The following is a 14,247-nucleotide window of genomic DNA, read 5'->3' on the forward strand; positions in this document are numbered from 1 at the left end:
AAGAGAATATTTCATAGGACAGGTTAACGCTTGTCCTACGGGTTGCGACAACCCAAAAAAGGCGGAAGTAATCGACGACCGCCACACAATATTAGTCGCACAATACAAAGGGAAAAGGAAAGTCATGATGACGAACAACACGAATAAGCCTCACGCGAGTAAACGCACCACCATTCGACATACATTGCTAGGCAGCAGTGCACTATTACTGAGTTTATCTGCGTCCTCTGTGTACGCGAACCAGTGCGACACTGTTCGCTTTTCAGATGTCGGTTGGACCGATATCACTGCGACAACCGCTGTCACAACGCAAGTATTACAGGGACTCGGCTATAAGACCTCCACGCAACTGCTTTCAGTGCCTGTGACCTATTCATCAATGGCAAACAAAGACATCGATGTCTTTCTGGGTAACTGGATGCCAACGATGGAAGCCGATATTGCCAAATACCACCAAGATGGTTCGGTGGAAACCGTGCGCGCGAATTTAGAAGGCGCGAAATACACGCTTGCGGTACCTAAATATGTCTACGACGCAGGTGTGACAAGCTTTGCTGACCTAGCCAAATTTGACGATAGGTTTCGTGGTCGTATCTACGGGATTGAACCCGGTAATGACGGTAACCGTCTGATCCAAGACATGATCGATAACAATGCATTCGACCTCAAAGACTTCAATCTTGTTGAGTCCAGTGAAGCGGGCATGATGTCGCAAGTTAAGCGCGCGGTTAAGCGTGAACAATGGATCGCCTTCCTTGGTTGGGCGCCTCACCCAATGAACAGTAATTTTGACATGGTTTATCTGGATGGGGGGGATGACTACTTTGGACCAAATTATGGTGGTGCGAGCGTTTACACCAACGTTCGTAAAGATTACCTAAGTACTTGTTCGAATGTGGGGCAGTTACTGCAAAACCTTAGCTTTAGTTTGGAAATGGAAAACCAACTGATGGGCAACATACTTAACGATAACACTAAGCCAGATGCAGCGGCCAAAGCATGGCTCAAAGCGAATCCTGACGTGCTAACAAAGTGGCTGAATAAAGTGACGGCTCGTGATGGCAGCAACGCAGCCGAGGCTGTTAAATCGTATTTAGAGATCTAAACCACGCACTGACTTTGCTCTGCTGGTGTCTGTTCTGGTTGAACGACGGCAGTAGAGCGTACAAACATTGAAGACCATTAAGGAGTAACAATGGACTTTATTACAAATCACAAAATCCCTCTCGGCGATTGGATGGCCACTTTTGTTGATTGGCTAACTTACAATGCAGCGGGCTTTTTTGACTCACTGTCGTATAGCTTAGAATCGATGATCATGATGTTGGTTGACCTATTTAAATGGTTCCCGCCTTCTGTGCCTATCGTCATGACCGCTTTATTGGCTTGGTTTTTACGTCGTAGCCTTTCACTGGTCATTTTTGTGGTTGCAGCTTTGCTGCTGATCATGAATTTAGGCTATTGGGAAGAGATGCTAGAAACCTTTGTGTTGGTATTGAGCGCGACCATGATTTCGGTGTTAGTCGGGGTGCCAGTTGGGATCGTGGCGGCGCACAAGCCATGGCTTTACACCATATTGCGCCCGATTTTAGATTTGATGCAGACCATCCCGACTTTTGTTTACCTCATTCCTACGCTGGTTTTATTTGGCTTAGGGGTCGTACCAGGGCTTATCTCTACCATTATTTTTGCTATTGCTGCTCCAATCCGTTTGACCTACTTGGGCATCAGTCGTGTCCCAGAAGAGTTGGTCGAGGCCGGTAAAGCATTCGGTGCCAGTCGAATGAAACTGTTGTTCAATGTTGAACTTCCAGCCGCAATGCCAAACATCATGGCAGGGGTGACGCAATGTATTATGTTGTCGTTATCGATGGTGGTCATCTCTGCTCTCGTGGGTGCAGATGGGTTGGGTAAACCTGTCGTTCGAGCACTGAATACTGTGAATGTCTCGCAAGGTTTTGAGGCCGGATTAGCGATCGTTCTTGTGGCTATCATTCTTGACCGCCTGTGCAAAACCCCTGCAACCCAAAACAGAGAGAGCTAATCATGAGCGCAATTAGTATTCGTCATCTAGACGTTGTGTTTGGTCGTCAGGTGGAAGCGTCGTTTTCGATGCTCGATGATGGTAAAAGCCGTCAGGATATCATTGATGCGACGGGTGATATCGTTGGTGTTCATGATGTGAGTCTTGACATTCAACGCGGTGAAATTTGTGTATTAATGGGGCTGTCTGGTTCCGGTAAATCAAGCTTGCTCCGCGCAATTAATGGACTCAACACCGTCAGTCGTGGCTCATTGAAGATAGAAGACGAGGGGCAAACGATTGACCTTGGGAATTGCGATGCTGGCCAGTTACGCCATCTGCGCACTAACCGCATTTCGATGGTATTCCAGAAATTTGCTTTAATGCCTTGGCTCTCTGTACTTGATAACGCAGCATTTGGTTTGAAGATGCAAGGTATAGGCAAGACGGAGCGCCGGCGTCGTGCAGAAGAGCGTTTGGAAATGGTGGGTTTGGCGGAATGGAAAGACAGTTTTCCGCATGAGTTATCAGGCGGCATGCAGCAACGAGTCGGCCTTGCTCGCGCTTTCACAATGGATAGCGATATCTTATTAATGGATGAGCCTTTCTCGGCACTCGACCCGTTGATTCGCAGCCAACTCCAAGACGAGTTGTTGGCGTTGCAGCAAAAGCTCAATAAAACCATTGTCTTTGTAAGTCACGATTTAGATGAAGCGCTCAAATTAGGCAATAACATTGCCATTATGGAGTCGGGACGATTAATTCAACATGGTAAGCCTGAAGACATTGTCCTTAATCCAAATACAGAATATGTCGCAGAGTTTGTCGCTCACACCAATCCACTAAACGTCTTATGTGGTCGTTCGTTAATGACCGAGGCTGATACGTTGTCATCTGAAAATGGTCAGCTTGTTTTAAATCAGCACGAGCAAACCTATATTGGAACGAATGACGCAGGGCAAGTGACGTCGGTAACGCGTCAGGGTAAGTCGTTACCTTTGCAGCAATGGCAAGAAGGGGATTGCTTTGAAACGTTGCAACAAGATAATCAGGTGATTACCAGCCCCGATGTTTCGATGCGCGAGGGTTTAGAAATCCGGTATCGCACAGGACAGCCTGTTTTGCTCGCAGAAGATGGAGAATTGGTTGGAGTATTGGCTGATAATGATTTTTACCATGCCTTGCTTGGTAAGCATTTTACCCCGCCTATAACCGCTTGATGAGCCTGGCGGCGAAGAGGCTACTGTGCTCTTTGCCGCAGCTCATACTGATGGTTTGATGAATAGAATCAGCTTTAGTCTTGGGCTCAAACAGAAGTCGGGCTATTAGACTATGGCACTGTCTACTCCCGCTTCTATTGAGAGTGTTTTCTTGACGGTGTCGGGAATAATACTCCAATGGATACCTTCTAAAGCACCAGCGATGGAATATAAAAGTGTCGCTCCAGGGTGTTTTTGCTGTTGTTGGCATATCGCACGATAAGCATCAACCGGCCCGGTCTGGCGCAGTTCTTCTATTGAGGTTATCCCCGCTTTTCTGAGCATTCGTTCTGTTTTGTACTGCATGTTAGGCAAATCTTTGATTCGGGTAGGGGTCGCCTTAATTCGCTGTTGCTCCACGGCTGCATCCCATATATCACCGCATAGAGTAGCGATGTGAAGTGTATGACATGCGAGGTCACTCGGGATCTCGTAATAGTTAGTTAAACCGGGATAATTTCTTGTTAAAGAATGCCAGTTAGATTCATAGGGTTTGTAATCAAGCGCTTCAAATGACTGCTTATAGTGGCTATTGACTGCCCTGACATAGAGCTTGTCGCCCTTAATTAGTGCAAACATAATACCTTGTGAAAGGATGCCTTTCCCGCCAAAAACCGACCGAATAGTCAGAGTTTCCAGTGTAGTGTGCTTGTTTAGGGTATCTACAAAGAATTCTAATTGCATGTTCATCTCCTTGAACGCTTCTAAGAGCCGCTGTTGTGCAGTATCAATAGTATCTCTGAACTAGATTGCATTTATTATTCCAACTTTTCGAATGACAGTGGAATTTCTTATGGTGATAAGATTTATATCGGTGAGAGCCATGATACGAAGCGTTTCAAACCGAGCGAAAACGTAGCGTGGTTAGATAAATTGCTACACAGTAAGCAGGGGAGTGATAGAATGATTGTCGATTTCATTTACCTGATTATACAAGGCAGTACCATGAACCCGATTCTTGCTATCCTAAAAGAAAACAATATCAGCGACGCTCAAATTGGCGAACTGTTTCAAACGTTAACTGAGAACCCACTTGCTGCAATGGCTACAATTGGACAACTTGGACTTCCTCAAGAGCAGTTACAGCAGTTGATGGGACAGGTTATGCAAAACCCAACACTGATTAAAGAAGCAGTGGAAGAGCTAGGGCTCGATTTCTCGAAAGTTGAAGCAGCTAAAGCTCAGCTTGATAAATAAGCTCAGTTAATTCGCTATATATTTGAATAAAAGCCGTATTGTCATTAAACCATTGATGACAATGCGGCTTTTTATCAAGTTGGAGTTCGAATGATAAGCGGAACTCTATCTAATGTGTGAACCACATATGTTGTCCAGCAATGATGATGTGGGTCATTGATACAATTCGATCTCATTCGCCGTCATTTGATATGACGTCGAGATGTTTGTTTCACCATCAGATAGTTGAACACTGCGGTTTGAGGCTTCAGATTGCAGGGTGCCTTCAATCCAAATAGGGGTATATAAACCCTCAAACTCGAATCCTTTAGGGTAGTGAACCAGCACGATTTGGTTGGCGGGTGGCGGTGGTGTATGGATACACGCTCCGGCTGTTGGTACCAGTAAGAATTGAGTGACAATGTTATTGTCAAACTCCAAGGGCACGATATAGCCAGGAAGTCTGCCATCCTGACCAATGAGCGCTTCGTTAATGGACTGTAAAGCCTCCGCGTGTTGCGTCACCATGTCTTCTCGCTGCTTAATCAGCGTGAGAATATCAATATTATCTCCGCTAAAACGCATGAGAGCATCGATGTAGCTTTTGCTATCCTTATCGCTAGCGTCCGCTTGTTGATACTCCATTATGGTCATCAAGTTGTAGCGCTGCTCAGGCGAAAAAGAAAAAAAGGGGTCGACGAACTGTTTCGCGCTTTCTGGCAGCAAGGTGTTCCAATCCCATATTTCTTTTGCCTTTAAGGGCGCACTACCAATTAAAGCGCATAACAATATAAGTATCTTGAACACGTTTATTCCTTACTAAGCGACGTTGGGACGATGTTGATAACATTTTTTACGCTACCTTGTATCGTATTCGAGTTGGTGCGGCCTATAAGGGCGCTTTGCGCGGTATGTTATAGCCGATGAGCAGTCTGGATCAAGCATCAAGGATCCAAGTTCAGCATTAAGCGTACAATAGAAAGGCATTAGGAAACCAAGAGGCGCATTATGCAGCAACTAACCATTTTTTTTGACGGCACGTGCCCACTGTGTAAGCGCGAGATGGGCTCTCTAACAAAGCACGATCGCCACAATCGAATTCGCACGGTCGACATCTACAGTGACGCGTTCAAAGATTTCCCACATATCGATGCTCAAGCGGCAAATACGATCTTGCATGCGCTCGACCAAGACAACCAGCTTTTCCTTGGGTTAGATGCCACTCATCGGGCTTGGAGTATGGTTGGGAGAGGCTGGATTTATGCACCGCTTCGTTGGCGCGTAATCAAGCCAATAGCCGATAAGTGCTACCTTTATTTTGCTCGAAATCGTTATCGCATTTCTTTTTGGCTTACTGGCAGGTCTCGTTGTGATAATGATGTGTGCTCCCGTTAGTTGAGGTAGGAGCGTGGGTAAATAAAAAATGTGACATAAACTGTGGCAGTATTTTTCTCCTTTCATAGCGCTGCAAGAGTCAGACCTGTATATTAATGGCCACTGTTCGTGAGGCATTATTCGTCTTCAGCTATTTAATTTAAAGAGATCACATTGGAATTATTAAACATTGACTGTTTAGGCAAGTCACTTCGCCTTGAAGGTTCTATGGCGGGTTGGCAACAGCTGTTTTGGGGTGATGACGTTGTTTCGGTCATCCAAGCTTCGACAGAATATGATGGGATCAAAGAACACCAATTTGAACTCTCGACTCAACCGTCAGCAGAGCTTCAAAGCTCTGACGGCACTGCGCAGTCGGTCGCGGCTCAAACTATCACGGTACGACTCGTGACCGATTTAAAATGGCAGCCATTTCATATTCGCTATCAATTGTTTGTCAATGATAAGCAGATAAACGATGGGGCTCGAAACAGCAAAGATATAGAACAACAAACCCCGGTTACGCCAATCAAAAAGCAAAATAAACTCAGTGTTATTGGGCTGGCTTCCTTAGGTTTTAAGTTACTAAAAAGCGCTAAGGTAATAAAAGTGGTGCTGATGGGGGCCAGTGTTGCGGCGTATTCTTGGCTGTTTTCATTCCAGTTTGCGTTGGCGCTGATTGCTTGCTTAGTTTTCCATGAATATGGTCATATCCGCGCTATGAAGTACTTCGGAATGAAAACCAAAGGGATCTACTTAATCCCTTTCATGGGAGGTCTGGCGCTCAGTGACGAACGAATCAATACTCGCTGGCAAGATGTCGTGATTTCAATCATGGGGCCGACGTTTGGTTTATTGATGTCCCTCGTGTCTCTTGTCGCTTATTGGATTACTGGCTCAGACTTTTTTGCGGGCTTAGCGGCCTTTAATGCCTTATTGAATCTCTTTAATCTGCTGCCAATTTTGCCTCTCGATGGTGGGCATATTCTGAAAAGTATCAGCTTTTCGATGAATTCATTGGTTGGGTTGATATTGTGCATTGGCGGTGCCGCATTTGGCGTTTATTTGAGTTACACCTTAAACTTGACACTGCTTGGTCTAATGCTGTTAATTGGTAGTGTGGAAATTGCATTTGAATGGCGCGCTCGTCATCACAGTCATTTACTGCCATTGGACAAGTCGGGGCAAATTGTTTCGACGGTTTGGTATGTGATGACCGTTGCCAGCTTGGTTGGCATTATTTGGTATTTAGCCGGCACTGGCAATGACATGTTGGGTCTTCCGTTATTGATCTTACAAAGCTAGACGTTTGATATTACGTTAGTATTTATCTCATCAATCCCCCATTGACTCGACTAGAGTCAGTGGGGGCTCGCCACTCTTTCCCCATGCTTAACTCGTCTCACCTGCCTCCTAATTAACATTATCTTAATTGTTTTTTTACATCATCGTTATCACGAGTGGTAATGAGAGTGTGATCTAGGTAGAATACGCCCTCAAAAAAATGACAAGTCTAGCAAGTGAGCACCTTCGAAATGAGCAGAAAAATTGAGTTATTGGCCCCAGGCGGCGATGTAGAAGCTATCAAAGCAGCAATTGTTGCCGGAGCCAACGCGGTTTATTGTGGATTAGATACCTTTAATGCTCGTAACCGAGCGTCTAACTTGTCACTTGATGAGCTGAATGGCGTCATTCGCCTTGCTCATGAGTACGGCTGTGAGGTTTTCCTGACACTGAACGTGGTACTTCTAGAATATGAAATTAAGACCATCGTTAAGCTGCTTAACCAATTAGTGAATACCAAATTAGATGGCATTATTGTTCAAGACTTAGGTTTGTTTGACTTAGTGAAGAAGCATTTCCCATCACTCGATATTCATGCCTCGACTCAGCTAACTACGCACAATGAAGGTCAGATTAAATTCTTATCTAAGATTGGTGCCACTCGCGTGAACTTGTCCCGTGAGCTTAATCTTCCAGAGATTAAAATGTTGACGGAAGTCGCGCACGACCATGATGTTTTAACAGAAGTTTTTGTCCACGGTGCGTTGTGTATCGCGTTCTCTGGCCAATGCTACTCAAGCTCAGTCAGCGTGGGTAACTCGGGTAACCGTGGTCGTTGTAGCCAAGCCTGTCGTGACGAATATGAAATCACAAATGCCGGCAACAAATACCCGTTGAACTTGAAAGACAACTCGGCTTATTACGACCTTCCGGAACTGGTGGATGCCAAGGTAGATTCTTTAAAAGTGGAAGGCCGCATCAAAGGCGCACACTATGTTTATACCGTGGTGGATACATGGCGTAAGCAGATTGATAGCTTTGTTGAAAAAGGGCTACTGATCGAAGATGACTCTAACCTGCATAAAGTTTTCAACCGTGATTTTACGAACTCTTTCTTGAAGGGCAACCTGACCAAAGATATGTTCATTGATAACCCACGTGATTACAGCTCAACCTATGCCGTTGAAAAAGCAACCGAAAAGAAAGGGGCTATTTCAGTGGTGCAGATCCAAGAAGTGAATCAAGAACTGCATGTCGAGAAAAACGCACTGGGTAAAGAGATGCGTGAAAAAATTGAGTTCTTAGACATTCGCAAGACGCCGGTTACCTTGTCATTTAGCGCAAAACTTGGTCAACCTTTAACGGTTACCGTCACGTCAGACAAAGACAGTTTCGTCGTCATGTCTAAGTCGATTCTTTCTGCCGCGGGCGAAAAATCGATTACTCAAGAGTTTTTACAAAAACGTTTTAAATCTTTGAAGAGTGCTGTTCATACCATTGAGCAGTATGATTTCTCTGAACTCGATGCTGATTTATCTATCCCGTTTAAAGAGGCTTCGGTTATTAAAGATGAGATTGACTTCATTTTTAACGGCTCTGTAGACGTCATTAAACATGTTGATGTTCCAGCCCTAGAAAAACATGCCAAAGTTAACGAGAAGCCAGCGTTATCAATGTTGATTGCTGACGAAAGTGATCTTCACCTATGTGACGTGACAGACGCCGATGTCTACTTCAAATTACCAGAAAGCTTCAAAAAGCGTTGTAACAAGTACATCGATATCCTAGCCGCTAACCCGCGTCTTATTCCGTGGTTCCCAGCCGTGTTGATTGGTAAAGACTACGACGAAGCGGTTCGTGTGTTAGAAGAAGTGAAGCCGGCGCGCATTGTCACTAACAATACCGGTATTGCATACAAAGCTTACGAAATGGGGATTGAGTGGGTAGCGGGTCCGTTTATGAATACCACCAACTCTCATGCGTTGATTACGCTAAAAGAAGAGTTGAATTGTTCCGGTGCGTTCATTTCTAATGAAATCAACCACGGGCAGATTCGCAACATTTCGCGTCCAGAAAACTTCAAATTGTTCTACAGCATTTATCACCCTATTTTGATGATGACGAGCAGACAGTGTTTCTTCCAGCGTACCGTGGGTTGTAACAAACCGTCAATTGAAGCGGGTTGTATGCTTAAATGTGAAAAAGCGACGACGATTACTAATGTTAAAGGTATCTCTTTCGCTGTTGATAAGCAGAAGGGTGGCTACCCAAGCATCTATAACCATGAGCAATTCTTAAACTACGATATTGTTAATGACTTGTCTGGATTGTTTGACGAGTTCTTTATCGACCTGACTAACATTGGTGCAGGTTCAAAAGAGCAACAAGATAAAGTTGAACTGATCAAACACTTTGAAGGCTTGCTGAATGGGGTTGAGGGTTCTCAACAACAATTGGATAGCTTAGTCGAGGTCAGAACGAACGCTCAATACGTTCAAGGCCTGTAACTTCTAAGTCCAATACCGTCGCTCGTGTGTTCAAGGGCGACAGTAAGTGTGAGTCAGTATATTTAACATCGGCCGATTTTTAAACGTACTGACTGAAAAGCCACTTATGCCTTCGCGGATAAGTGGCTTTTTTTATGGTTCAACTCGCATCGATGCGAGGGTTAGCGCGCCATGTGTTTAAACTGTAATTCAACAAGTCGCTGATATAAATCGCAGCTCTTCAAGAGCGAGGTGTGGTCACCAACGTCAATCAATTTTCCGTGTTCAAGCACCGCAATGTTGTCGGCATGCTGAATGGTAGAAAGTCGATGAGCAATGATGATGGTGGTTCGGCCTCTCATTAGCTCTTCTAACGCCTGTTGTACATGATGTTCACTTTCGCTATCGAGTGCGCTGGTGGCCTCATCAAGCAGCAGTATGTTGGGATCTTTTAGAATGGCGCGCGCGATGGCAATCCGTTGTCGCTGACCGCCGGATAATCTCACCCCCCGTTCACCTAGAAAGCTCTGATACCCCTCAGGGAGCTTCATAATAAACTCATGAGCGTGAGCCTTTTTTGCAGCGTCAATGACTTGTTCATCACTGGCTTGTGGGTTGCCATAACGAATGTTATGAAAGACATCATTGCTGAACAAGGCAGGTTGTTGTGGGACCAAAGCCATCTGCTTACGCAGTTCATGGGGATCAAACTGACGAATATCGACACCACCTAGCGTTACTTTCCCTGATTGAGGGTCATAAAATCGCTGCAACAGTTCAAATAATGTTGTCTTGCCTGCACCAGAAGGGCCAACAAGGGCGAGTACTTTGCCTTCTTGTGCGGTTAAGCTGAGGTGCTGTGTCGCTGCTTGGTCTGGGCGGGAAGGGTAGTGGAACGTCACCTCATCAAATTGAACTTCCGCTGATAATCCTTGAGTTGAAATGGCCTGCTGAGGAGGCGCAACAATGTGGCTTTCAACCTGAAGGATCTCAATTAGCCGTTCAGTGGCTCCTGCCGCGCGTTGCAATTCACCTAATACCTCAGAGATGGTGGCCAGTGATGAGGCAACCATGATGGCGTAAAAGACAAAAGCCCCAAGATCACCCGCAGACATAGTACCGTTGATGACATCACTGCCTCCTACCCATAACATCCCAGAGATTGCACTGAACACGATGACAATCACGCCAGAGATCAAAATCGCTCGCTGCTTTACGCGTTGACGACCAATCTCGTAGGCTTTTTCAACTTCCTTGGCGAATGAATCGCGTTCTTGTGCTTCATGGCTGTAACTCTGTACGGTCTTAATGTGCTCAATGGCTTCTCCTGCGTAGCTGCCAACGTCCGCCATCGAATCTTGGCTTTGACGAGATAACGCCCTAACACGACGCCCGTACATTAAAATGGGTATCAAGATAAATGGAACCGAAGCCAATACAATGAGTGTCAGTTTGATATTAGTGGCAAACAGCATGATGATGGCGCCAATACACATAAGCGCACTGCGCATTGCCATGGAAAATGAAGAACCAATAATGCTTTGTAGCAAGGTTGTATCGGTGGTGATACGCGACATAATATCGCCGCTACCGTTGGTTTCGAAATAACTAGGATGCAGCGTTATCACGTGATTGAACACAGCAAGGCGAATATCGGCGCTGACACGTTCTCCTACCGATGAGACCAAATAAAAACGAAAGAAAGTACCAATGGATATGAGTACCGTAACAACGAGAATAAAGGTGATGGCGCTGCCCAGATCTTGTAGCGATTGTTGCGAGAACCCCTCATCAATGAGAAGCCTAATACCATGGCCTACTGACAAGGTCAGAGAGGCAGTCAAAATCAATGCGACCAGCGCAGTGACGACTTTCCATTTATAAGGGCGAACGAAGGCCATTAGTTCAAATAAGATACCGAGATTTTTACTTTTCTTCTCTATCGACGTCCCTTGTGCTGGCTGTTCTTTTCTTGGCGGTACTGATGCGTCTGACGTAGGATTGGGTTGCATAAAAACGCCTTTAATGGGTTCATGTTAACTAACACGACAGAATTTTAGCTGACGCACGCTTAACTCGCTAATATAAATCGAGTTATTGATTATTAAGCTATTGGGGTAAGTGGACTTAATCACAACCTTTTGGTGCACAGAAAAGATTGAGCTTTGTCTTTTCAAATGAATGTCAGTTATATTGACGTATAGCCTACCAATATTCATTATTATGCTTCCAATCGATTCTTCACCACCTATTCTTTACTCTTTGCAGCATTGCCCGTATGCCATGCGTGCTCGAATCGCGATATTTAAGTCGCAGCGAGATGTGTTGATACGAGCCATTAAACTCAACAACAAACCAGAAGAGATGTTATCTGCTTCACCAAAGGGAAGTGTACCGGTGTTAGTGGTGAATCAACATGGTGCTAGCGAAGGTGGAGTCATTGGCAAAAGTCCTATGGTGATAGAAGAAAGTCTTGAGGTGATGATTTGGGCGCTGGCGAAAAATGACCCACAAGATTTGATACATAATGAGCAGCAAGGTGCGTTGCCAACGATGGTTAGGGAGATCAGTCAGTTTGAACATGCCTTTGTCCCTGCAATGGAAGCGTACAGTTGTGCGAAGCGTTACCATGACGATAACCTGAAAGAATGTCGAGAGGCATGCGAGGCCTACTTAGCTAAGTTAGAACAACGCTTAAACAGGCATACTTTTTTATTTTCGGATCGTGAAAGTTTACTTGATATTGCCATTATGCCTTTTATTCGTAAATTTGCGCGCATAGAGCGACAGTGGTATTTACAAAGCCCTTACCCAAAGCTTCGTGCTTGGTTAGACGGTTATCTGCAAAGTCGAATGTTTTCTAAAGTGATGGCTAACCATGAACTGTGGCTTGATACAAAAACGAATGTCTTCTTTGGGAATGAATAGTGAGACTGAACCAGACGTCAATATACCAGTATACACTAAGCTGTGATGCGACATATTAACGTTAACGCTAAATATATCGCATCACAGCTAACGAATACTGCACTTTTACGCCATGGCTTTTAACTAAGCTTAAAAAATGTGAGTTGTTTCTTAAGGTCTTTGGCGGCGGTTACCATTTCTTGTGTTTGAGAAGCGAGAAGCTCACTAGATTCGCTTATTTGAGACGCAGAAAGGTGAATAGTTGAGACGTTTTCGCTCATGTCATTGGATACGACGCCTTGTTGTTCTGCCGCCGCCGCAATTTGCACCACCATACTGCTCGCTTTGTTGAGTTCCTCAACCATATTTTTGAAGATAGCTTCAGTTTTCTGGATGCCGTCAACAGTATCCGTTATGCTCCGATTGTTTGCATTTATAACCGAGACTGCATCACTTGTGTTGCTATTCAGCTCATTAATGGTTTGCTGAACTTGGTTCGTTGATGCTTGGGTTCGACTTGCTAAATTCCGCACTTCATCCGCTACGACAGCAAATCCTCGACCTTTTTCACCCGCTCTAGCGGCTTCTATGGCAGCGTTAAGTGCTAAGAGGTTTGTTTGCTCCGACACCTCTTGAATGACTTGGACTACCTCACCAATGCTATCTACCCCTTGTTTTAATGCATGCATTAAAGCGGTGGTTTCATTGATAGAAGCTGAGATAGAAGAGACATCACATACCGTTGATTGCATGCTTTTACTGCCTATTTGAGCTTGTTGTGTTGCATGGCCTGTCATTTCAGCGCTTGTCTCGGCATTGGTTGCCACATCATTAATGGTCGCTGACATTTCGTTCATTGCGACTGACAGGTGTTCCAATTGTTTATTTTGCGAAGCGATACTATGTGCGGTTTCTTCGCTACTTGATGCGATATTACTTGATAACAAACCGGCTTTGTTAGCCGTAGTTTTTGCGGTTAATAACGTATCTCTTATCGTCGATTGCATTTGGTCTAACTCAACACTGAGTTGTCCTATTTCATCACCTCGATGTTGTTTTATATTGCGAGTGAGATCACCCTCTGCAATGGTTTTGAGATTTTTCAGCAGAACGTCTATAGGCCGAATTACACTATTACTAATGAAAAAACTCGCCACAAATAATAGACTAACCGCAATTAATGTCGTGAGCGATTGCTTTAGTATATTGGTCAAAAATGCAGATTCAATATCTGAAACGAATAAGCCTGAGCCAACAATCCAATCCCAGTTTTCTATATAACTAACATATGATATTTTGTCTAACAGTTCGCCTTCAGGAGACTTCCAAGTATAATCGAGAAACCCCGATTGTTTTGTTCGTGCTATCTGAGACATTTCTTGCCAATGATATTTGCCCGCACCGTCTTGCACTTGACTCATGTCATTACCGACATTGTTAGGCCTTAATGGATGTAACACTAAGTTGTTGTTTGAATCCGTAATCCAAAAATAATTACTGCCTTCGTAACGAAGGTCACCCAGTGCACTGAGCGCTAGAGCTTTGGCTTCTGATTCTGAAATATCTTGATGATTCTGAAAGTGTTTAACTAAAGAAAGTGCCGTCTCTACTTGATGTTGGAGTTTTTCCTCGCGTTCATTAAGTTGTTGCTCTTTTTGGACAAATAGATTGAAAAGCCCAATAGTCAATATGAGTGCAGCACAGCAAAAAACTAAGAGTTGTAACTTCAATTTTATAG

General features: G+C 44.5%; 12 protein-coding genes. 8 read left to right on the forward strand and 4 right to left on the reverse strand.

Translation table 11 applies throughout. The features are described from left to right. The first annotated feature begins 124 nt into the window (after positions 1–124). From ACE1OE_RS11040 to choV, 3 genes are all read left to right on the forward strand, one after another. Positions 125–1,105, forward strand: a complete 981-nt coding sequence (locus ACE1OE_RS11040; RefSeq protein WP_449211057.1) for a choline ABC transporter substrate-binding protein — start codon at positions 125–127, stop codon at positions 1,103–1,105. Between the two features lie 90 nt (positions 1,106–1,195). Continuing rightward, positions 1,196–2,044: a choline ABC transporter permease subunit gene (gene choW / locus ACE1OE_RS11045; protein ID WP_449211058.1), complete on the forward strand. Its 849-nt coding sequence runs from the start codon at positions 1,196–1,198 to the stop codon at positions 2,042–2,044. A gap of 2 nt (positions 2,045–2,046) precedes the next feature. After that, entirely contained in the window at positions 2,047–3,243 is a 1,197-nt protein-coding gene (gene choV, locus ACE1OE_RS11050; RefSeq protein ID WP_102469156.1) for a choline ABC transporter ATP-binding protein, read from the forward strand. Positions 3,244–3,348: 105 nt separating this feature from the next. Here choV and ACE1OE_RS11055 read toward each other — a convergent pair whose 3' ends face one another. Next, a complete protein-coding gene (locus tag ACE1OE_RS11055) occupies positions 3,349–3,966 on the reverse strand; it encodes a TfoX/Sxy family DNA transformation protein (protein WP_449211059.1) in 618 nt (205 codons plus the stop codon). 261 nt (positions 3,967–4,227) lie between these two features. Here ACE1OE_RS11055 and ACE1OE_RS11060 point away from each other — a divergent pair, with 261 nt between their 5' ends. After that, positions 4,228–4,479, forward strand: coding sequence for a DUF2999 family protein (locus ACE1OE_RS11060; RefSeq protein WP_449211105.1), 252 nt, complete (start codon positions 4,228–4,230; stop codon positions 4,477–4,479). A gap of 153 nt (positions 4,480–4,632) precedes the next feature. Here ACE1OE_RS11060 and ACE1OE_RS11065 read toward each other — a convergent pair whose 3' ends face one another. Beyond that, positions 4,633–5,265, reverse strand: coding sequence for a DUF3299 domain-containing protein (locus ACE1OE_RS11065; protein ID WP_449211060.1), 633 nt, complete (start codon positions 5,263–5,265; stop codon positions 4,633–4,635). Between the two features lie 201 nt (positions 5,266–5,466). Between ACE1OE_RS11065 and ACE1OE_RS11070 the strand changes: the two genes are divergently transcribed. The 3 genes from ACE1OE_RS11070 to ACE1OE_RS11080 all read left to right on the forward strand — a co-directional run bounded on the left by ACE1OE_RS11070 (position 5,467) and on the right by ACE1OE_RS11080 (position 9,623). Continuing rightward, on the forward strand, positions 5,467–5,853 hold the full coding sequence (locus ACE1OE_RS11070; RefSeq protein WP_449211061.1) for a thiol-disulfide oxidoreductase DCC family protein: 387 nt from the start codon (positions 5,467–5,469) through the stop codon (positions 5,851–5,853). A gap of 153 nt (positions 5,854–6,006) precedes the next feature. After that, entirely contained in the window at positions 6,007–7,137 is a 1,131-nt protein-coding gene (locus ACE1OE_RS11075) for a site-2 protease family protein (protein WP_372062625.1), read from the forward strand. 230 nt (positions 7,138–7,367) lie between these two features. Then, positions 7,368–9,623: a peptidase U32 family protein gene (locus ACE1OE_RS11080; RefSeq protein ID WP_449211062.1), complete on the forward strand. Its 2,256-nt coding sequence runs from the start codon at positions 7,368–7,370 to the stop codon at positions 9,621–9,623. Positions 9,624–9,784: 161 nt separating this feature from the next. On the opposite strand, the gene ACE1OE_RS11085 is transcribed toward ACE1OE_RS11080, so the two are convergent. Further along, the gene (locus ACE1OE_RS11085) at positions 9,785–11,614 is read right to left on the reverse strand and encodes an ABC transporter ATP-binding protein/permease (protein ID WP_449211063.1); all 1,830 of its coding nucleotides are present in this window, start codon (positions 11,612–11,614) and stop codon (positions 9,785–9,787) included. Positions 11,615–11,825: 211 nt separating this feature from the next. On the opposite strand from ACE1OE_RS11085, the gene ACE1OE_RS11090 reads away from it, so the two are divergent. Then, the gene (locus tag ACE1OE_RS11090) at positions 11,826–12,530 is read left to right on the forward strand and encodes a glutathione S-transferase (RefSeq protein ID WP_449211064.1); all 705 of its coding nucleotides are present in this window, start codon (positions 11,826–11,828) and stop codon (positions 12,528–12,530) included. Positions 12,531–12,649: 119 nt separating this feature from the next. Here ACE1OE_RS11090 and ACE1OE_RS11095 read toward each other — a convergent pair whose 3' ends face one another. Next, positions 12,650–14,200 (reverse strand): methyl-accepting chemotaxis protein, encoded by a 1,551-nt coding sequence (locus ACE1OE_RS11095; RefSeq protein ID WP_408063641.1) that lies wholly within the window; start codon positions 14,198–14,200, stop codon positions 12,650–12,652. Positions 14,201–14,247: the final 47 nt, after the last annotated feature.

It is taken from the genome of Vibrio sp. E150_011 (assembly GCF_053544015.1).

Bases quoted from the DNA above. Each gene is read 5' to 3' on its own strand.
- choW (WP_449211058.1), top strand. From the start codon at position 1,196: ATGGACTTTATTACAAATCACAAAATCCCTCTCGGCGATTGGATGGCC.
- choV (WP_102469156.1), top strand. From the start codon at position 2,047: ATGAGCGCAATTAGTATTCGTCATCTAGACGTTGTGTTTGGTCGTCAG.
- ACE1OE_RS11060 (WP_449211105.1), top strand. From the start codon at position 4,228: ATGAACCCGATTCTTGCTATCCTAAAAGAAAACAATATCAGCGACGCT.
- ACE1OE_RS11080 (WP_449211062.1), top strand. From the start codon at position 7,368: ATGAGCAGAAAAATTGAGTTATTGGCCCCAGGCGGCGATGTAGAAGCT.
- ACE1OE_RS11090 (WP_449211064.1), top strand. From the start codon at position 11,826: ATGCTTCCAATCGATTCTTCACCACCTATTCTTTACTCTTTGCAGCAT.
- ACE1OE_RS11055 (WP_449211059.1), bottom strand. From the start codon at position 3,966: ATGCAATTAGAATTCTTTGTAGATACCCTAAACAAGCACACTACACTG.
- ACE1OE_RS11040 (WP_449211057.1), top strand. From the start codon at position 125: ATGATGACGAACAACACGAATAAGCCTCACGCGAGTAAACGCACCACC.
- ACE1OE_RS11070 (WP_449211061.1), top strand. From the start codon at position 5,467: ATGCAGCAACTAACCATTTTTTTTGACGGCACGTGCCCACTGTGTAAG.
- ACE1OE_RS11085 (WP_449211063.1), bottom strand. From the start codon at position 11,614: ATGCAACCCAATCCTACGTCAGACGCATCAGTACCGCCAAGAAAAGAA.